16 protein-coding genes and 1 other RNA gene are annotated in these 20,488 nt (G+C 41.2%); 12 read left to right on the forward strand and 5 right to left on the reverse strand.

Features of this window, described 5'->3' with window-relative positions:
* Positions 1 to 134: 134 nt before the first annotated feature.
* From lon to EAE91_RS04675, 5 genes are all read left to right on the forward strand, one after another.
* On the forward strand, positions 135 to 2,489 hold the full coding sequence (lon, locus tag EAE91_RS04655; protein WP_214087469.1) for an endopeptidase La: 2,355 nt from the start codon (positions 135 to 137) through the stop codon (positions 2,487 to 2,489).
* A gap of 228 nt (positions 2,490 to 2,717) precedes the next feature.
* On the forward strand, positions 2,718 to 2,993 hold the full coding sequence (gene hupB, locus EAE91_RS04660) for a nucleoid-associated protein HU-beta (protein ID WP_011148005.1): 276 nt from the start codon (positions 2,718 to 2,720) through the stop codon (positions 2,991 to 2,993).
* A gap of 300 nt (positions 2,994 to 3,293) precedes the next feature.
* Positions 3,294 to 5,165, forward strand: a complete 1,872-nt coding sequence (gene ppiD, locus EAE91_RS04665; RefSeq protein WP_214087470.1) for a peptidylprolyl isomerase — start codon at positions 3,294 to 3,296, stop codon at positions 5,163 to 5,165.
* Between the two features lie 150 nt (positions 5,166 to 5,315).
* Positions 5,316 to 5,690 carry a ComEA family DNA-binding protein gene (locus EAE91_RS04670; RefSeq protein ID WP_214087471.1) on the forward strand — a complete coding sequence of 125 codons (375 nt, stop codon included), beginning with the start codon at positions 5,316 to 5,318 and terminating at the stop codon, positions 5,688 to 5,690.
* A 153-nt stretch (positions 5,691 to 5,843) separates the two neighbouring features.
* Positions 5,844 to 6,251, forward strand: a complete 408-nt coding sequence (locus tag EAE91_RS04675; RefSeq protein ID WP_046394481.1) for an acyl-CoA thioesterase — start codon at positions 5,844 to 5,846, stop codon at positions 6,249 to 6,251.
* 28 nt (positions 6,252 to 6,279) lie between these two features.
* Here the strand turns inward: EAE91_RS04675 and queC are convergent, their stop codons facing one another.
* The gene (gene queC / locus EAE91_RS04680) at positions 6,280 to 6,978 is read right to left on the reverse strand and encodes a 7-cyano-7-deazaguanine synthase QueC (protein ID WP_214087472.1); all 699 of its coding nucleotides are present in this window, start codon (positions 6,976 to 6,978) and stop codon (positions 6,280 to 6,282) included.
* 32 nt (positions 6,979 to 7,010) lie between these two features.
* Positions 7,011 to 8,063 (reverse strand): PLP-dependent cysteine synthase family protein, encoded by a 1,053-nt coding sequence (locus EAE91_RS04685; protein WP_214087473.1) that lies wholly within the window; start codon positions 8,061 to 8,063, stop codon positions 7,011 to 7,013.
* A gap of 127 nt (positions 8,064 to 8,190) precedes the next feature.
* On the opposite strand from EAE91_RS04685, the gene EAE91_RS04690 reads away from it, so the two are divergent.
* The 5 genes from EAE91_RS04690 to amtB all read left to right on the forward strand — a co-directional run bounded on the left by EAE91_RS04690 (position 8,191) and on the right by amtB (position 14,107).
* Positions 8,191 to 8,652: an Lrp/AsnC family transcriptional regulator gene (locus EAE91_RS04690; protein ID WP_049582560.1), complete on the forward strand. Its 462-nt coding sequence runs from the start codon at positions 8,191 to 8,193 to the stop codon at positions 8,650 to 8,652.
* A gap of 86 nt (positions 8,653 to 8,738) precedes the next feature.
* Positions 8,739 to 10,508: a SmdA family multidrug ABC transporter permease/ATP-binding protein gene (locus tag EAE91_RS04695; protein WP_214087474.1), complete on the forward strand. Its 1,770-nt coding sequence runs from the start codon at positions 8,739 to 8,741 to the stop codon at positions 10,506 to 10,508.
* Entirely contained in the window at positions 10,501 to 12,285 is a 1,785-nt protein-coding gene (locus tag EAE91_RS04700; RefSeq protein ID WP_214087475.1) for a SmdB family multidrug efflux ABC transporter permease/ATP-binding protein, read from the forward strand. Before EAE91_RS04695 ends, EAE91_RS04700 begins: the two co-directional genes overlap by 8 nt.
* A 177-nt stretch (positions 12,286 to 12,462) precedes the next feature.
* Positions 12,463 to 12,801, forward strand: coding sequence for a P-II family nitrogen regulator (gene glnK / locus EAE91_RS04705; RefSeq protein ID WP_049582557.1), 339 nt, complete (start codon positions 12,463 to 12,465; stop codon positions 12,799 to 12,801).
* Positions 12,802 to 12,823: 22 nt separating this feature from the next.
* Positions 12,824 to 14,107, forward strand: a complete 1,284-nt coding sequence (amtB, locus tag EAE91_RS04710; protein WP_214087476.1) for an ammonium transporter AmtB — start codon at positions 12,824 to 12,826, stop codon at positions 14,105 to 14,107.
* 72 nt (positions 14,108 to 14,179) lie between these two features.
* Here amtB and tesB read toward each other — a convergent pair whose 3' ends face one another.
* Positions 14,180 to 15,043: an acyl-CoA thioesterase II gene (gene tesB / locus EAE91_RS04715; RefSeq protein ID WP_214087477.1), complete on the reverse strand. Its 864-nt coding sequence runs from the start codon at positions 15,041 to 15,043 to the stop codon at positions 14,180 to 14,182.
* Positions 15,044 to 15,287: 244 nt separating this feature from the next.
* Here tesB and EAE91_RS04720 point away from each other — a divergent pair, with 244 nt between their 5' ends.
* Entirely contained in the window at positions 15,288 to 15,740 is a 453-nt protein-coding gene (locus EAE91_RS04720; RefSeq protein WP_244868666.1) for a YbaY family lipoprotein, read from the forward strand.
* Positions 15,741 to 15,874: 134 nt separating this feature from the next.
* Positions 15,875 to 15,971: signal recognition particle sRNA small type (ffs, locus tag EAE91_RS04725), an RNA gene on the forward strand.
* 100 nt (positions 15,972 to 16,071) lie between these two features.
* On the opposite strand, the gene EAE91_RS04730 is transcribed toward ffs, so the two are convergent.
* A complete protein-coding gene (locus EAE91_RS04730) occupies positions 16,072 to 16,275 on the reverse strand; it encodes an HHA domain-containing protein (RefSeq protein WP_011147992.1) in 204 nt (67 codons plus the stop codon).
* Between the two features lie 1,050 nt (positions 16,276 to 17,325).
* Positions 17,326 to 20,475, reverse strand: coding sequence for an efflux RND transporter permease subunit (locus tag EAE91_RS04735; RefSeq protein ID WP_214087478.1), 3,150 nt, complete (start codon positions 20,473 to 20,475; stop codon positions 17,326 to 17,328).
* Between the last annotated feature and the right edge of the window lie 13 nt (positions 20,476 to 20,488).

Here is a 20,488-nt window from a genome sequence, read left to right on the forward strand (position 1 = left end):
TTATTAAAGTGCCATACCATTGAATGTCAAATTCCTGTCCCCATATATTTTATATTCTATGGAGTGAAACTCGTGAGAACCGTGTTTCACGAGATGCCTAAAAACTGGCGAAAGCTAAACGAAGAGAGAGCTCTATGAATCTTGAGCGTTCCGAACGCATAGAAATCCCTGTATTGCCTCTGCGCGATGTGGTGGTTTACCCGCATATGGTGATCCCATTGTTTGTAGGACGTGAGAAGTCTATTCACTGCCTGGAAGCAGCAATGGATCATGACAAACAGATCATGTTGGTTGCGCAAAAAGAAGCTTCAACTGATGAGCCAGGGGTTAATGACCTTTTCTCCGTTGGTACAGTAGCTTCTATTTTACAGATGTTAAAACTGCCTGACGGCACGGTAAAAGTGCTGGTCGAAGGGTTGAAACGTGCCCGCATTACGACTCTGACTGACAATGGCGAACATTTTTCTGCTCATGCTGAGTATCTTGACTCTCCGCTCGTTGATGAGCGTGAGCAGGAAGTTATGATCAGGACAGCAATTAATCAGTTTGAAGGCTACATTAAATTAAATAAGAAAATTCCGCCAGAGGTTCTGACCTCGCTACACAGTGTTGAAGATGCCGCCAAATTAGCTGATACAATTGCTGCGCATATGCCATTGAAACTCAGTGATAAACAGACTGTTTTGGAAATGTCTGATGTCGTTGAGCGTCTTGAATATCTGATGGCAATGATGGAGTCAGAAATTGATTTGTTACAGGTAGAAAAACGCATTCGTAACCGCGTGAAAAAACAAATGGAAAAAAGCCAGCGCGAGTACTACCTGAATGAACAGATGAAAGCAATTCAGAAAGAGTTGGGTGAAATGGATGATGCGCCTGATGAGTATGAAACCCTGAGGCGCAAAATTGAAGCGGCAAAAATGCCCAAAGAAGCTCGTGAGAAAGCCGAAGCTGAATTGCAAAAACTGAAAATGATGTCTCCTATGTCGGCGGAAGCGACGGTTGTTCGTAGTTATATCGATTGGATGGTACAGGTCCCGTGGGTTGCTCGCAGTAAAGTTAAAAAAGATTTGGTCAAAGCCCAAGAAACTCTGGATACCGACCATTACGGTTTGGAACGTGTAAAAGAGCGTATCCTTGAGTATCTGGCAGTACAGAGCCGAATTAGTAAAATTAAAGGGCCGATTTTATGTCTGGTTGGGCCTCCAGGGGTGGGTAAAACCTCTTTAGGTCAGTCCATTGCACGAGCGACCGGGCGGAAATATGTGCGTATGGCACTGGGTGGGGTTCGTGATGAAGCTGAAATCCGTGGCCATCGCCGAACCTATATTGGCTCTATGCCGGGCAAATTGATTCAAAAAATGTCCAAAGTTGGAGTTAAGAACCCTCTGTTCCTGCTGGATGAGATTGATAAAATGTCATCCGATATGCGTGGTGATCCAGCTTCTGCTTTACTGGAAGTTTTAGATCCAGAACAGAACGTGGCATTTAACGACCATTATCTGGAGGTCGATTATGATCTGTCAGATGTCATGTTTGTTGCAACATCCAACTCTATGAATATTCCGGCACCATTGTTGGATCGTATGGAGATTATTCGTCTTTCCGGTTATACCGAAGATGAAAAATTGAATATTGCCAAACGTCATTTGCTGCCTAAACAGATTGAACGTAATGCTCTGAAAAAAAATGAATTAACTGTTGATGACGGTGCTATTATTGGGATTATCCGTTATTACACTCGTGAAGCCGGGGTGCGTAGTTTAGAGAGAGAAATTTCTAAGCTGTGTCGTAAGACAGTGAAAGCATTGTTAATGGATAAAAATTTAAAACACATTGAAATCAACGCAGATAACTTGAAAGAGTATTTGGGTGTTCAACGTGTGGATTATGGCCGTGCAGATACGGAAAACCGTATTGGTCAGGTCACAGGACTTGCATGGACTGAAGTTGGAGGTGATTTATTGACCATTGAAACCGCGTGTGTTCCAGGGAAAGGTAAACTAACCTATACTGGCTCACTCGGTGAGGTTATGCAGGAATCCATTCAGGCAGCGTTAACCGTTGTTCGTGCTCGTGCTGATAAATTGGGTATCAACGCTGATTTTTATGAGAAACGGGATATTCATGTCCATGTTCCGGAAGGTGCGACGCCAAAAGATGGTCCAAGTGCAGGTATCGCCATGTGTACAGCATTGGTCTCCTGTCTGACAGGTAATCCCGTTCGGGCTGATGTTGCTATGACCGGTGAAATCACATTGCGAGGTTTAGTTCTGCCAATCGGTGGCTTGAAAGAGAAACTACTGGCTGCTCATCGAGGCGGAATCAAAACGGTCTTAATTCCGGAAGAGAATAAACGTGATCTGGAAGAAATTCCCCAAAATATTATTGCAGATCTACAGATCCATCCAGTAAAACGTATTGAAGATGTTTTGGCTATTACATTGCAAGATCCTGTGTTTGGCGCAGAATTAGTGTCAGTTCAGTAGTACAAAAATAGTGAACTATCTCAATAATTATGGATGAAATAGAGGCTGGTAAGTGAATTCAAGCTTACCAGCTTTTTTGTATTGCTAACTTGGATGAACTGTCTAATAAATATTTTGTTGTCTTATGATTTCTTGCCAATATCGGAAAGGATTGATATAACGGCACTGCTATCGGATTATCCGTTAGGATTCTGATGCGGTAGTAAAAACTATATGGGGATGATAAGAGTGAATAAATCACAACTGATCGACAAAATTGCTGCTGACTCTAATATTTCTAAAGCAGCCGCAGGGCGTGTAGTAGATGCATTCATTTCTTCTGTAACGGGTGCATTGAAGGATGGCGATGATGTTGCTCTGGTGGGATTCGGTACTTTTGCTGTTCGTGAACGTTCTGCACGTACAGGCCGTAACCCTCAAACAGGAAAAGAGCTCAAAATTGCTGCGGCTAAAGTACCTGCTTTCCGTCCAGGTAAAGGTTTGAAAGACGCTGTTAATGGGTGACATGAACCAAATATTACTTATCAGTCCTTGTCATACCCTATGGATTTCAAGATGCATTGCGGCGGCAAGGGAGTGAATCCCCGGGAGCATAGATAACTATGTGACCGGGATGAGTGAGTGCAGCCAACAAAGAGGCAACTTGAAAGATAACGGGTATATATTGGTAAACATAGACTGACGAGACAGATTTGGTAAGTTAAAATAGAAGCGCATCAATTGATTGGTGCGCTTTTTTTCTTAGCGCTTGAATTAGCGTAATATGGCGTTTTCAATTTCACTAAAGCGGAGTTTTGCCTCTTTATGATGGACAACCTACGCACGGCGGCAAACAGTCCTGTGCTTAAAATCGTGCTGGCTCTCATTATCCTGTCTTTTGTTTTGACGGGGGTTGGGGGCTACCTGACAAGTGGAGCTGGTAGTTATGCTGCCGAAGTGAATGGCCAGGCTATCAGTCGTGCTCAATTGGAGCGGGTGTTTCAGCAAGAGAGAAACGCATTGCAAGAGCAATTGGGAGATAAATTCTCAGTGTTGGCAAGTGACGAACAAAGCATGAAGCAGATTCGTAATCAGGCTTTGGAGCGTCTAATTAATAATGTGCTGGTTGAACAGTATTCCCGTGAATTGGGTTTATCTGCCAGCGATGAGCAAGTTAAGGATTCTATCCGAAATACTTCTTACTTTCAGACAAATGGTAAATTTGATAACAACAAATATCTGGAGTTGCTCGACCGTTCCAATATGAGTCCAGATCTTTTTGCTGAACAAACTCGCCAGAGTTTAGTTAATCAACAATTAATTATGGCTTTTTCTGGTAGTGAAATAGCACTGCCTAGCGAGGTGAAACCCAATGCTGAATTGCTTCTGCAACAAAGAACTGTCCGTATGGCTACACTGGAGCTGAAGAAAATTCAGGCGCAGCAGGAAGTAACAGATAAAGATTTGCAAGATTACTATAATCTAAATAAGAGCAGCTTTATTGCTCCAGAAGAAGTGAAAGTCAGCTATATTAAGATGGATGCTGTAGATGAAATGAATAAAGTTTCAGCTACATCCGCTGATATTGATGCTTACTATGAGCATAATTTGAAACGTTATACTCAACCAGAACAGAAGAAATATAGTTTGATTCAGCTTGCAACTGAAGCTGAAGCCAGAACAGTGCTTAATGAGTTAAATAAGGGGGCTGATTTTGGTAAATTAGCGACTGAAAAATCTACGGATAAGTTTTCAGCGAAAAATCGTGGTGAGATCGGCTGGATAGAAGAGGATGCTCTTCCTGAAGAGTTGAAGAAAGCTAATTTGAAAGATAAAGGCCAAATTTCTTCTGTAATTAAGGTTTCTAATGGTTTCTCTATTTTCCATTTGGATGATATTAAGCCTCAAGTAATTAAGCCTTTATCTGAAGTTCGCCCTGAAATTGAGAAAACGGTTAAGCAGGAAAAAGCAGTAGATGCTTTCTATGCTCTGCAACAGAAGGTCAGTGATGCTGCTGCCAGCGATAATGAATCTCTAGCTGCGGCGGAGGAAGTTTCAGGTATTAAGGTTGTGACGACTGATTGGTTTGATCGTAATAGTGTGCCGACAGAGATTAATTTTGGTGCTGTCATTCATGCCGTTTTTGAAGGTAATCTTGTTGATGGACAGGGGCCAACAGGGACTAACTCTGATGTTATCTCTGTTGAAGGCGATCGTGCATTTGTTCTGCGTGTAGATAATTATAAGCCAGAAACAGTACAGCCTTTCGAGAAAGTTAAAGAGCAAGTTACTGAACTGGTTAAACGCCAGAAAGCTGAAAAACAACTTCAAATCGAAAGTGAGAAATTACTGGCTGCCTTAAAAGAAGGTAAAGGTGAGCAAGCTTTGAAAGATGCAGGTATTCAATTTGGTGAGCCTCAGGTTATTCAGCGTACATCTCAGAATAATGTGTTAGTTGGTGCAGTATTTGCTTTATCTCGGCCAAAAGAAGGTAAGGCAGAATATGGTTTGACGAAAAATAGTTTGGATGATGTTGTGTTGATCCAACTGGATAAAGTCACTCCAGGTGTTGTATCCGAAGAACAAATTAAAAGCATGACTGATAGCTATCAAAGTGAAATGGGTAACGCTATGCTAGAGTCTTTACTGATTAGTCTGCGTGAAAAAGCCAAAATTAAGTTAGGTCATATCGAATAAAAATTTGCGGAGAATATCGCAAATATCTTTGTAATTATCTTGTCAATAAAGGCCGCTTTCGCGGCCTTTCGCATATCTGATCTTCGTCCATTGTGTTCAAGTTTATCTGTGGCAATCTTTTTTCCACTCATAAAACATGGAGGAATTGATATGAAAAAATCGGGAATTTTATCTATTTTGCTCGCTGGCTTGCTTTATGCGTGTGGAGGGCAATTTGCGATTGCCACTGAGCAAGCAAAAGATAAAGTAGTTAAAACAGCCAGTACTACCGGTCATTCTTCATCAGAAAAGCAATTACAGCAGCAGGACGCTTTGAAAGTAGAAGAAAAGGGAAAGGTGAATATTAATACTGCAAGTGCGGAAGAATTAGCAAAAGCACTAAATGGTATTGGGGTAAAAAAAGCACAAGGAATTGTTGAATATCGGGAAAAACATGGTGCGTTTACTGCGGTGGAACAGTTACAAGAGGTTCAAGGAATAGGGCCAGTTTTCATTGAGCGAAATAGAAGTAAGTTGAGTTACTAGTATAGTATCTATCATCCTCATTCAGGGTTTTTTATGAATGGGGATGTTGTGATCAAGGTTGCAAATAAATTACTTTAATTAGTGTGAATTTTTTGTTTTGCTATTGTGAAATCAACCTGGTCAGATGAGTGACTTTAACATAAAGGCAATATTATGAGTTCAATTATAAAAGTTCATGGTTATCATATAGATTTGTTTCAGCATGTGAACAATGCTCGCTATTTGGAATTTCTGGAAAGTGCTCGGTGGGAATGGTTGCATAAGCATTCTGTAGTGGAATGGATCCAGAAAAACAATGTTGGGTTCGCAGTGGTTAACATTAATATTAATTATCGCAGTTCAGCAGTTCTTGGCGATGAGTTGGAAGTGGATTGCCGATTGACGGAGCTGAGAAATAGAAGTGGTGTATTTTCTCAGGAAATCATACGCAGAAGGAACAATCAACTCATTGCAGATGCTAAGACTACGTTTGTCTGGATTGATAGAAAAACGCAAAGAGCATTATCTATTGAAGGTGAATTACGTGAAATAATGGGGGCTTTGGTGAAAACAGGACAATGAGAGGGGAAAGCTCTCATTGCCATTTGGATTAAACTAAATGTGTTTTTGCTTTCATTTCAGTCATTATTTTCTCCGGAGCATTCAAATATTGTTCTAATCCGTTAGCTCTGAGATGACAAGCTGCACATGTACCACATCCATTACCTTGAATGCCGTTGTAGCAAGTTAGTGTCTGACTACGAACAAAGTCTAAATGTTGGTAGTAGTCGGACAATGCCCAAGTTTCAGCTTTGTTGAGCCACATTAATGGCGTTTCAAAACGGATATCACGGGCAATGCCAAGGCTTACAGCTTTATTCAGTGCCTTGACAAATTCATCACGGCAATCAGGGTAACCGGAGAAATCAGTTTCACATACGCCAGTAATAACTGCTTCCGCTTCAACTTGATAAGCATATATAGCAGCCAGTGTCAGGAACAAAATATTTCTCCCAGGGACAAATGTGCTGGGTATGGCACTTTTTTCACTTTCACTGTAATCGGGAACAGGGATGTTATCACGAGTCAGACTGCTGAGAGCCAGTTCATTAAGTAATGTGACATCCAGTACTTTATGTGCAACAACACCGAGAGAATGGCTGACATTACGTGCAACATCAATTTCGGCACGATGGCGCTGACCATAATCAAAAGTGACACAATGTACTTCGTCATATTGATTAATTGCTTGAATCAGGCAGGTCGTGGAATCTTGTCCACCACTGAATACAACAACAGCTCGTCTCATTGTAATATCCTCATTAGAATAAAATAGTTATGTTACTTATAACCACGGAAATTGGGTAGTTGTTTGAGATAAGGTGAAATATCGCCAATGTTATTTTTTACCCAATCTGGGTTGTAATAAGTATCGAGATAACGTTCACCACTGTCGCACAGTAAAGTTACTATTGCGCCTTGTTCTCCACGTTCATGCATTTGGTTAGCAAGCAGGAGAGCTCCCCAGACATTGGTTCCCGTAGATGCGCCAACTTTTCTGCCTAATAATTTTTCCAGCCAGTAAATTGTTGCAATGCTGGCGCAATCAGGTATTTGGATCATGTCATCAATAACCGAGGGAATAAAAGAAGGCTCTGCTCTAGGGCGACCAATACCCTCAATCTTGCTGCTATAATTGCCACGAATATCACAGCAATTTTGACGGTAATAGTCATAGAATATAGAGTTTTCTGGATCGACAACAATCAGTTTAGTGTTATGCCCTTGGTAACGGATATAGCGGCCTAAAGTTGCAGAAGTTCCCCCAGTACCAGCGCTCATAACGATATAATCTGGTTCAGGAAATGGTTCCATTTGCATCTGGCGAAAAATACTTTCAGCAATATTGTTGTTACCTCGCCAGTCTGTTGCTCTTTCGGCGTAAGTAAATTGATCCATATAATGACCATTTAGTTCTTTTGCTAGGCGTTCTGACTCGTCATAAATTTGTGCTGAATGGTTAACAAAATGGCATTTACCACCATAAAATTCAATTTCCTGAATTTTACGTTTCGCGGTGTATGAGGGCATAACAGCAATAAAAGGTAACCCAAGCAGGCGGGCAAAATAGGCTTCGGATACAGCGGTACTACCCGATGAGGATTCAATAACCGGGGTACCTTCCTTTATCCAGCCATGACTAAGTGCGTAAAGGAATAAAGAACGGGCAAGCCTGTGTTTCAGACTACCGGTTGGATGGGTGCTTTCATCTTTTAGATATAAATGGATACCTGGAAAAACTGGTAAATTAAGGCGGATAAGATGAGTGTCAGAGCTGCGTTGATGGTCTGCTTGAATCTCTCTGATTGCCTTGGTGGTCCAACTGTGTGACATTAATTATTAACTCTATAATTTAAAAATAATTGGCGGCGGGTAGATTAACTTGGTACTAGGAGAAATAGATTGTTATTTTTCTTAATATGTGGTTTCTTTATGGAAAAATTTTCTATAAGAGGTAGCTATGTTGGATAAAACAGACCGCAAGTTGCTTAAGTTACTACAGAAAGATTGTAGTCTGTCTCTGAATGCATTGGCGGAAGCTGTTAATCTTACTTCTACTCCTTGTTGGAAACGGCTAAAACGACTTGAAGATGAAGGCTATATCGTTGGCAAAGTTGCTTTGCTTGATAGCGAAAAATTAGGATTAGGGCTGACAGTGATTGTTATGATCAGAACTCAGCAGCATAACAGTAGTTGGTATGAGCAATTTGTTGCATTTATAAAGCAAATGCCAGAAGTCCTGGCGTTTTATCGTATGGCTGGTGAGTGTGATTATTTAATGCATGTAGAAGTTGTAGATATGAAAAGTTATGATCTTTTCTACAAGCGTATGGTTAATGGTGTTCCGGGGTTGATTGATGTGACATCGAGTTTTGCAATGGAAAAAATCAAATACACTACAGCATTACCGATACCAGATTAACCAATTATTAATTCATTGCGTTAAGTCAATTATTCTGAGTATCGTTCAACATTTCTACTATCTATTTCATTTCGGGATATACACGTGTGAGATTGTTTTCTCAATTAAGTTGGTACTTCCGTAGCGAGTGGCGTCGCTATCTTGGGGCAGTGACTCTGCTTATTATTATCTCTATTCTACTACTCATTCCTCCATATCTGGTGGGTGTAATCGTTGATGGGATCAGCACTGCGTCTATGTCATTTTATCAATTGATGGTGTGGGCAGGTGTTATACTGGTTATCGCATTGATTGTCTATATCTTGCGTTATATATGGCGCTTATGGTTGTTTGGAGCGTCATATCAATTAGCCGTTAAATTGCGGAATAATTTTTACCAGCAACTTAGCCGACAAAGCCCTGAATTTTATTTGCGTCACCGCACGGGCGATTTAATGGCTCGTGCTACTAATGATGTGGATCGGGTAGTATTTGCTGCTGGTGAAGGTGTGCTTACGTTAGTTGATTCGCTAGTTATGGGTTGTGCAGTGCTGATTATGATGAGTATACAAATTAGTTGGCAATTAACTTTACTGTCTCTGTTACCTATGCCGATTATGGCAATCATTATTAAACGATATGGTGATCAACTTCATCGACGCTTCAAATCTGCGCAAGGGGCATTTTCTGCTCTTAATAACCAGGCTCAAGAGAGTCTGACCAGTATTCGTATGATTAAGGCGTTCGGCCTTGAAGATTTGCAATCAAATCAGTTTGAACAAGTTGCAGTGGAAGCCGGTCGTAAGAATATGTATGTTGCTAGGGTGGATGCTCGATTTGATCCAACAATTTTTATTGCCATTGGTATGTCGAATTTACTGGCTATCGGTGGTGGTAGTTGGATGGTGTTGAATGGTGTTTTAACACTTGGTGAGCTTACTAGTTTTGTGATGTACCTTGGCTTAATGATTTGGCCAATGTTGGCGCTGGCATGGATGTTTAATATCGTTGAACGGGGAAGTGCCGCTTATAGTCGTATCCGTAGTTTGTTACAAGAACTTCCGGTCATTGAGGATGGTAGTGGTCATTTATTGCCTGAACGCGGTATTCTGGATGTGAATATCAAAGCGTTTAATTATCCGCAAAGTAACAAAATTGTTCTCAGTCAAATTAGTTTCCAGTTATTACCTGGACAGTTATTAGGCATCTGTGGTCCAACTGGTTCAGGTAAGAGTACACTACTTGCGCTGATACAGAGACAATTTGATGTGACTGATGGAGAAATTCTTTTCCAGTCGTTCAAAATTGCGGATATCAGGTTAGATGAATGGCGAGCACGATTTGCTGTTGTCAATCAAACCCCTTTTTTATTTTCAGATACTGTTGCCAGGAATATCGCTTTGGGGCGTCCTAATGCAACACAGGAACAAATTGAAGAAGTTGCCCGCCTTGCCAATGTTCATGAGGATATTCTTCGTTTACCTGAGGGGTATCAGACAGAAGTAGGCGAGCGTGGGGTAATGCTTTCTGGTGGTCAGAAACAGCGTATTTCCATTGCAAGAGCATTACTTTTAGATGCAGAGATTTTGATTCTGGATGACGCTTTATCTGCGGTTGATGGGCAAACTGAACATAATATCCTACAAAACCTCAGTCAGTGGAGGCAACAACGGACGGTTATTATTAGTGCTCACCGCCTGTCTGCATTAACTGATGCTGATAATATCCTAGTGATGCATCAAGGTTCTGTTATACATCAGGGACGGCATCAGCAACTGGCGGAGCAGTCAGGATGGTATCGTGATATGTATTATTATCAGCAACTTGAAGCAGCATTGGATGATGAGGAAACAGTAGAAGGAGATAAAGATGACTAAAGTTCGTCAATTGTGGCCGTCTCTGAAGCGTTTGCTGGTTTATGGCAAGAATTATCGTAAGCCGTTGGGGCTAGCTGTACTCATGTTATGGGGGGCTGCAATTACGGAAGTCAGTGGTCCGGTTCTCATTAGTTACTTTATCGATAATATGGTCGCAACGGGTAATATGCCTACTAGAGTGGTTATCGGGTTGGCTATAACTTTTATTGCTCTGCAACTGATTACGGCTGTATTACACTATTTTCAAGCTTTATTGTTCAATCAAGTGTCAGTTGATGTGGTTCAGCAACTTCGTACTGATGTGATGAATGCAGCATTGCGCCAGCCTCTGAGTGCTTTTGATAATCAACCGGTAGGGCAGTTAATTTCCCGTGTAACGAATGATACTGAAGTCATTAAAGATCTTTATGTCAATGTAGTTCCTACGGTATTTCGCAGCATGGCATTGATTGGTGCGATGCTGATTGCCATGTTTATATTGGAATGGCGCATGGCATTGATTGCAATTCTTATTTTTCCTGCCGTATTGCTTGTTATGGCGATATATCAGCATTTTAGTACACCGATTGTTCGTCGGGTGCGTAGTTATTTGGCTGATATTAATGATGAGTTTAATGAAGTTATTAACGGAATGAGTGTTGTTCAGCAGTTCCGGCAGCAGGCGCGTTTTGGTGAACGTATGTTGTCAACCAGTCGGGCTCATTATCAGGCGAGAATACAAGCGTTGAGATTGGATGGACTTTTGTTGCGCCCATTACTGAGTTTGCTATCTGCTATGGTATTGTGCGGTCTTATCGTGTTGTTTGGCATTAGCGAGCCAGGGGCGATTGGTGTTGGGGTACTGTATGCTTTTATTAACTATTTGGGGCGGTTGAATGAACCACTGATTGAACTGACATCTCAGCAATCGATTTTGCAACAAGCTGTTGTTTCTGGTGAAAGAATATTTGAATTAATGGATAGCCCTCAACAAGGTTATGGCATAGATAGTCAGCCACTGTCCAGTGGTCGAATTGATATAGAAAATGTCAGTTTTTCCTACCGGCATGGAAAAATAGTTTTGCAAGATATTAACTTACAAGTTCCAGCTCATGGTTTTGTTGCTTTGGTTGGTCATACCGGCAGTGGTAAAAGTACGTTGGCAAATTTGCTGATGGGGTATTACCCGTGGCAGAAAGGGGAAATTTATCTTGATGGCCGGCCTGTATCATCTTTGTCTCATTCGGTATTACGCAATGGTGTGGCAATAGTTCAGCAGGACCCGGTTGTTCTTGCTGACACTTTCTTTGACAATATTACGCTTGGTCGGAATATTTCAGAAGAAAAGGTTTGGCAAGTACTGGAAACTGTTCAATTAGCTGAATTAGTACGTACATTGCCTGATGGGCTTTATACTATCTTAGGCGAGCAGGGTAATACGTTGTCGGCCGGCCAAAAACAATTGCTTGCTATGGCGAGAGTGTTGGTGCAAACGCCACAAATTTTGATCCTTGATGAAGCGACTGCAAATATTGATTCTGGTACGGAACAGGCGGTACAACAGGCTTTGAGATTGATCCGTCAACAAACAACATTAATCGTGATTGCTCATCGTCTGTCTACCATTGTGGAGGCTGATACTATTCTGGTGCTGCATCGTGGTGCAGTTGTTGAGCAGGGATGCCATCAACAATTATTGGCAAGTCGTGGGCGTTATTATCAGATGTATCAGTTGCAACAAGTAGGTGAGACGCTAAATGAATGTGCCACAATCTCTGAGAACGAGGTGCTAGTTTAATCAGATTTGCACTGATTCGGTGCACTCAAGGGAGAGTATATTCGCTGCTCTCCTCCTTTCTTATTTTTCCATAATTTTTATTCTCTTTATTATTTGATTTTTATATGTTTTTAGTTTCTGGCACACCCCTTGCTATATCCTTATTGCAAACATAATAGCCGGATGGAAGGGGGATATATGAAGCTCATTACGACAATTATAAAACCATTCAAATTGGAGGATATTCGGGAAGTTCTCTCTGGTCTTGGTGTTCAGGGGTTAACCATAACAGAGGTAAAAGGATTTGGGCGTCAAAAAGGGCATGCGGAGCTTTATCGTGGAGCTGAATATAGTGTCAATTTTTTACCTAAGATAAAGATAGATATTGCCGTAGCAGATGAATTAGTTGAAGAGGTAATTCATGCTATTCAGCAATCAGCTTTCACTGGAAAAGTTGGCGACGGTAAAATCTTTGTCATTGAATTACAACAGGCTATTCGTATTAGAACAGGAGAAACTAACGATGCGGCACTGTAACTCATTGATAGAGAAGATAGGTATGAAAAGACAATTCTCAGTGGCTGCTGGTGTTGTGGCCAGTTGTGTACCATCATTATCTCAGGCTGCGGAAGGCGTTGTTGATAAAGCGGATAATGCTTTTATGATGATTTGCACTGTCCTTGTTTTGTTTATGACCATTCCGGGAATTGCTCTGTTTTATGGTGGATTGCTACGGAGTAAAAATGTTTTATCGCTAATGGCTCAGGTCATGGTGAGCTTTGCTTTAGTATGTGTATTGTGGGTGATTTATGGTTACAGCCTGGCTTTTGAGCCAGGGAATGGTTTTTTCGGTGGTTTTAGTCAAATGATGCTAAAGAATTTGGCATTCACTGACTTAAGTGGCAATTTTTATCAGCTAATTTATGTGGCATTTCAAGGTTCTTTCGCTTGTATCACAGTTGCTTTGATTATTGGTGCATTAGGAGAGCGTATTCGCTTTTCGGCTTTGCTAATTTTTAGTGTGCTGTGGTTGACATTTTCTTACCTGCCTATGGCGCATATGGTTTGGGGTGGTGGTGTACTTTCGCAGGATGGAGCATTGGATTTTGCTGGTGGTACGGTTGTCCATATTAACGCTGCTGTAGCTGGATTAGTTGGTGCTTACTTGCTAGGAAAACGTACTGGTTTTGGGAAAGAGGCATTTAAACCACATAATTTGCCGATGGTCTTCACTGGTACTGCTGTGCTCTATATTGGTTGGTTTGGTTTTAATGCTGGTTCAGCGGGTGCTGCTAATGAGATAGCTGCTCTGGCATTTTTAAATACTATTGTGGCGACTGCCGCCGCTATCCTGTCATGGGTTTTTGCAGAATGGCTTTTCCGTAATAAACCGTCGCTTTTAGGGGCATGTTCAGGCTGTATTGCTGGGTTGGTTGGTATTACACCTGCTGCCGGAATGGTGGGGGTTGGTGGTGCATTAGTCATTGGTCTGATCGCTGGTTTTACCGGACTTTGGGGGGTGGTGGCGTTAAAACGATGGTTACGTGTTGACGATGTATGTGATGTATTTGGTATACACGGCGTATGTGGGATCGTGGGTTGCCTCCTGACTGGGGTGTTTACGGCGAAATCTTTGGGAGGAACCGGCCATGCAGAGGGTATAACCATGTTGGAGCAAGTTGGTATTCAGGCTTTTAGTATACTGGTTTGTGTGGTTTGGTCAGTTATTGTTGCCTTTGTTGCTTTTAAAATAGCAGAGCTGTTGGTAGGGTTGCGGGTTACAGTTGAAGTTGAAAGGGAAGGATTGGATATTAATTCTCATGGAGAGAGTGCTTATAATTAAGTTGTAATATTAAAAGGCAGCAATAAGACTATAAAATGTGATGCTGATTTCTTAGTTTGCTGCCTTATTCATTTATCTATTGCGTTTCCTAATCAGACCTTCCTGTACAGTGGAAGCAACAAGTATCCCTTCACGATTATAAATTTGTCCCCGAACAAAACCTCGGGCACCGGAAGCTGACGGACTATCTATAGCATATAGTAGCCAGTCGTCTAGTTTAAACGGGCGGTGGAACCACATAGAATGGTCAATTGTTGCTATCTGAATATTTTTTTCAAGGAACCCAACGCCATGTGGCTGTAATGCTGTTGGCAGAAAGTTAAAATCGGAGGCATAGCCAAGTAGATATTGATGAATAAAAGGGTCATCAGGCATATCGCCGTTACTGCGGAACCAAACATAGCGTATAGGTTCTTCCGGTGGACAATTAAATGGACTGTGATATTTTACGGGCCTCATTTCTAGCGGGCAGGGGAAGAGCAGAATGTTCTGCATCTTCTGTGGCAGTAGATGTGACATCTTTTTCACGATTTCGTTTTGAGGGATAAGTTCTTCTGGATATGGCACATCCGGCATTATATTTTGGTGTTCAAAACCTTCTTCGTGACTTTGAAATGAGGCGGTCATATAAAAGATAGGCTTGCCATTCTGGATGGCGCTGACTCGCCGGGCACTAAAACTTCCTCCATCACGTAGAATTTCAACATCATAGACGATAGGTTTGTGACTGTCTCCGGGGCGTAAGAAATAGCTATGGAAAGAGTTGCCCATCCGGTCATCTACAACGGTTTGTTTGGCTGCATACAGCGCCTGACCAATCACTTGCCCCCCGAAAACCTGAGGAAAACCGAGATCTTTACTTTGTCCTCGGTAAATACCTTCCTCAATCTTCTCCAATTTCATCAAATTTATCAGATTCTGTAATGACTTGCTCATAATACGCCTTTGTTTTCTATTAGGTTATCGAGAGTACAAGGGATGATTATTGTCTCATTAATAGATGATTAATAAATAACTAAATTGTAAATGTTTTAAGTCCTGGCAGTAGGGCAATAAAGAATATGAGATTTATTGGTGTTTTATATTCAATTTTTTAATCTATAATTCAAATGATTTAGATTTAATGGTTTGATATTTCAATTTATTTTAATATTTATACAGATTAGTTAATAACGGAGGAATGTGTATGAAGTTATGGCAGCTCCCCGCTGGCGTATTACTAGCGGTTGCTTTGGTCGGATGTAATGCCAAAGGTGCTGAGGTAGTAGGTACTCAGGTGGAAGAGATTGAAAATCCAATGAAACGGTCTTTTGTTGAAGGTAATATTAATATACTACAGCGTATAGCATTGCCAGCAGATGCTGTTCTGACAGTAGCTTTATCTGATGTATCTTTGCTTGATGCGCCTTCAGTTACTCTGTCTCAGAAGGTTGAGCGTTTAGGTGGGAAACAATCACCTTTCCATTTTGTTTTACCTTATCAATCAGACAAAATTAAGCCAGGGGCACGCATTGTTGTCAGTGCTTCTGTTTCGCTGCATAGTCGCTTGATGTTTGTTACAGATACAGCATACGAAGTGATTAATAATGGGAAGACTAAAGATATCGAAATTACGTTGAAAGCTGTTAGATAATACATTTTCTTAATTGTATTCACTTGTAATGTGCAATAAATCAGCATTCGGGCCTGCTTGTCTTGCTATTTAAGTAGGTATGAATGATAATAGCGCCGCTTTGAAGTTAAAGCAGCACGTCACAATGGGGGCTCTGTTGGTTCTCCCGCAACGCTAACTTGTTAACTTGGTCAGGTCCGGAAGGAAGCAGCCATAGCAGGGGATGTGTGTGCCGGGATGTCGCTGGCAGAGCCCTCGCCAATTTTACCAATAACCTAAATAAATTGGTGATTTAAATAAGCCGATAGCACTTTACCGGCTCGGATCACTTTCCTATCTGATAAAGACTATTTTAGCGAACGTATTTCCATACTGAAGGTGGAATTCTATCATACAGTTTATTCATGGTCAGCTCAGCTAGGCGGTGATCCGCAGCAGAGTAGAATAGTTCAAGCTCATCTCCTGAAAGTTCATATTTGTTCTTTTCAATCACACGTTCTAGTGTATCAATCGTGGTGCATTTTCTTAAACGCATCAGATAATCAGTTTTAGTCATAATCGCCTTTCTTATTTAACATATATAAAAAATTATTGAGGGAAATATTCAATCAAATTTTGCTCAAGGAGCAATTTAAATCCTGTAACAGAACGCTGGTTGAGCACTCATTAGTTTTTACCATTCCATAAGTCTGGAAACGATAATCTGAATTTGTTTCCAGACAAGATGTAACTATATGTATCATCAATACATTTATCAGTTCAAGTGAGAAGGTTGAAATCATCAGAATATTTTATTTTAAAGTACCAAACGAAAGTTGATATGTATTCGATCTATTTGTTTAGCTTTAAACTATCCTGAGATGTAAAAATTATTTTCACAACCAGTCTCATCTCTGTGTACTTTGCACTAGAAGTGCCTCTTGCCTTAGATTCTTACATAAGCATTTTAATTCATCAATATTATGTCATCTTGAGTGAATATTCATCCATGCTATGTTGATCTTCCTGTATATGCCATGACTTAATTTTTTGAGTTAAACACTAGCATATACACGTATTATAAAATTTTTTTCGAGAGATTATTATTATGTATCTATAATCGTTCTTTGGGATTATTTATCTTTTTTACAGATAGCTCTGATTTGCTTCTGGTAAATCAGGATCAGCTCTTAACAAAAATTCATGCCTTAACTCAATAAACTATAAATATCGGCTAGTATGTGTGAGTTAATATGTAGGTTTATATAAAACAGTATTACTCTCAGATACCAGTAACGGCAGATTATAGCCTGATGGCTACAATAATCAATGAATATAACATCATTATTACATAAGTCACTATGTGCTGGTATTGTTTTTTGTCATTTAGTGTAAAAAAAGATAAAGTAATTTTTGTCCGACAACTTTCATATTAATTTTATTAAAGTCACTAATGCTTGGATTTTTAAAGCTATTTTATACTCATAAGTGGTGATCATAATTAAATTTAAACAAAATCACTTAAAAATTAAGCGGATAGATTAATGATCAGAATCTTACCAGATGGAAGCAGCTATTATATTTAAGAAGGCCGATTTGACGGCCTTCTGGTTATTGTTGGTAGCATTTAATGAGATTCTGACGCGGATTCAATCTCCTCCGCTTTCTTACTGAAACGTCGTTTTATAACCACAAAGAATACTGGCACGAAAAAGATTGCTAGCGAGGTTGCTGCAATCATTCCGCCTAATACCCCAGTACCCACCGCGTTTTGAGAGCCGGAGCCTGCACCATTACTCAATACTAGGGGAATAACACCTAACATAAATGCTAGTGATGTCATTAGGATTGGGCGAAGACGCATTCTTACCGCATCTAGCGTAGCTTCTATCAACCCCTTGCTTTCTTTTTCCATCAGATCCTTGGCGAATTCAACGATGAGTATCGCGTTTTTCGCCGACAAACCGATAGTGGTTAACAGGCCAACTTTAAAGTAAACATCGTTATCCAAACCGCGGAATGTTGTTGCTAACAAGGCCCCAACGATACCCAACGGTACTACTAGCATAACTGAGAATGGAATTGACCAGCTTTCATATAGTGCTGCCAGACAGAGGAATACCACTATCAATGATAATGCATACAGAGCTGGAGCCTGATTACCGGACAAGCGTTCCTGATAGGACATACCTGTCCAGTCAAAACCGATTCCATTTGGTAGCTTAGATGCCAGCTCTTCCATCAGGGCCATTGCATCGCCGGTACTTTTACCTGGAGCTGCTTCACCCAGAATTTCCATTGATGGTAAACCGTTGTAACGTTCCAGACGTGGTGAACCGTAGGTCCACGGCTCTTTGGATGTATCTACAAAGGCAGAGAATGGAACCATTTCACCTTGTTTGTTGCGGACATACAGCTTGTAAATATCACTTGGCAACATACGATAAGATGCTTCCGACTGAACGTAAACTTTTTTGACGCGACCGCGATCAATAAAGTCGTTCACATAGTTACTACCAAACATCGTGCTGAGTGTTGAGTTAATATCAGCGATGGAAACACCGAGAGCTTCAGCTTTTTCCTGATCGATCCTGAGCCGATATTGAGGAGTATCTTCCTGACCATTAGGACGAACACCTACTAACATATCTGGATGCTGTTGTATCATGCCAAGTAATTGGTTACGGGCTTCTGTCAGTTTGTCATGTCCAAGGTTTGCTTTATCAATTAATTCAAAATCAAAGCCGGTTGCTGAACCTAACTCTACAATTGCCGGGATGTTAAAGGCAAAAACCATACCTTCTTTGATTTTCTGGAAGTGAGCACTAGCCCTGGCAACAATAGCAGGTACTTTGTTTTCAGCGCCAGGACGTTCACCCCAGTCTTTCAAGCTTATAAAGCCCAACCCAGTGTTTTGCCCTTGACCACTAAAACCAAAGCCACTGACGGTAAAGACAGAAACCACACGATCTTTTTCTTCTGTGTTGAAGTAATCGCTTATTTTATCCAGAACTTTCTCTGTTTGTTCCTGTGTTGCCCCCGCAGGTAATTGAACCATTGTCAGCAATACTCCCTGATCTTCTTCAGGAAGAAAGGAGGATGGTAAACGTGTGAACATGATGGCCATACCAGCCACCAGGAATACATAAATTACCAAATAACGTCCTGTGTTGCGCAAAATGCGACCAACACTGTCAGTGTAGTGGTGGGTACTTTTGTCAAATATGCGGTTGAACCAGCCAAAGACGCCGGTCTGCTTGCCGTGGCTACCTTTGGCAATGGGTTTCAACATAGTGGCACATAGAGCTGGCGTCAGGATTAAGGCTACCAGCACAGATAGTACCATTGCAGACACGATAGTAATCGAGAATTGACGATAAATTGCACCGGTTGAACCGCCGAAGAAAGCCATTGGGATAAATACAGCAGACAGCACCATTGCAATACCAACTAGGGCGCTTTGGATTTGTCCCATTGATTTCCTGGTTGCTTCTTTTGGCGATAGACCTTCTTCCTGCATAACACGTTCAACGTTTTCTACCACAACAATGGCATCATCTACCAGTAAGCCAATGGCAAGAACCATAGCAAACATGGTTAATGTATTTATTGAATAGCCAAATGTAGCGAGTATTGCAAATGTTCCTAAAAGCACGACTGGAACCGCAATGGTTGGAATAAGTGTTGCGCGGAAATTTTGGAGAAATAGGTACATTACCACGAACACTAGCATAATTGCTTCAACGAGTGTTTTTACCACTTCGTTAATAGAGATTTTAACGAATGGTGTGGTGTCATATGGATAGACGATTTTCAACCCGTGAGGGAAGAAAGGTTCCATATTTTTTAGCGCTTCTTTTACCGCTTTGGATGTATCCAAAGCGTTAGCGCCTGTCGCTAGTTTGACACCGATACCCGCAGCAGGTTTACCGTTATATCGGGCAATGATGTTGTAGCTTTCTGCACCTAGTTCCACGTTTGCCACATCTTTCAGACGGACCTGAGAACCGTCAGTATTGACGCGAAGGAGAATATTACTGAACTCTTCCGGTGAAGTTAGACGTGTTTGAGCAATGATCGAAGCATTCAGGCGTTGACCTGGAACGGGAGGGGTTCCTCCTAATTGACCGGCGGCTATTTGGTTATTTTGCGCTTTGATTGCATTTATTACATCCAGAGTCGTCATTTTGTAGTTAACGAGCTTGTCAGGATTTAACCAGATACGCATGGCATACTGGTTACCGAAAAGCATTGTATCACCTACACCGGTTACGCGACTTAAAGGGTCCTTGACAGTTGCACCAACATAGTCAGAGATATCGTCCTGTGACATGGAACCATCTTCAGAGATAAATCCGGCAACCATCAGGAAAGAGGTTGTGGACTTATCTACGCGTATTCCTTGCTGTTGAACTTCTTGTGGTAACAGAGGCATAGCGAGTTGCAGCTTGTTTTGTACCTGTACCTGTGCAATGTCGGGGTTAGTACCTGCTTCAAAGGTTAGTGTGATATTCATGTTTCCAGCAGAATCACTGTCGGAAGACATATAAACCAGGTTGTCGATACCATTCATGTTCTGTTCGATAACCTGAGTAACTGTGTTTTGTACAGTGGTGGCATCTGCGCCGGGATAAGTTGCGGAGATAGAAATCGCCGGTGGTGCGATAGTAGGATATTGCGCCACGGGTAATTTCATAATTGCCAGCAGCCCAGCCAGCATGGTGATAATTGCGATTACCCATGCAAAGATTGGCCGATCTATAAAAAACTTAGGCATGAATCACCGACTC

It is taken from the genome of Photorhabdus noenieputensis, from assembly GCF_018448935.1.
Classification (GTDB): Bacteria; Pseudomonadota; Gammaproteobacteria; order Enterobacterales; family Enterobacteriaceae; genus Photorhabdus; species Photorhabdus noenieputensis.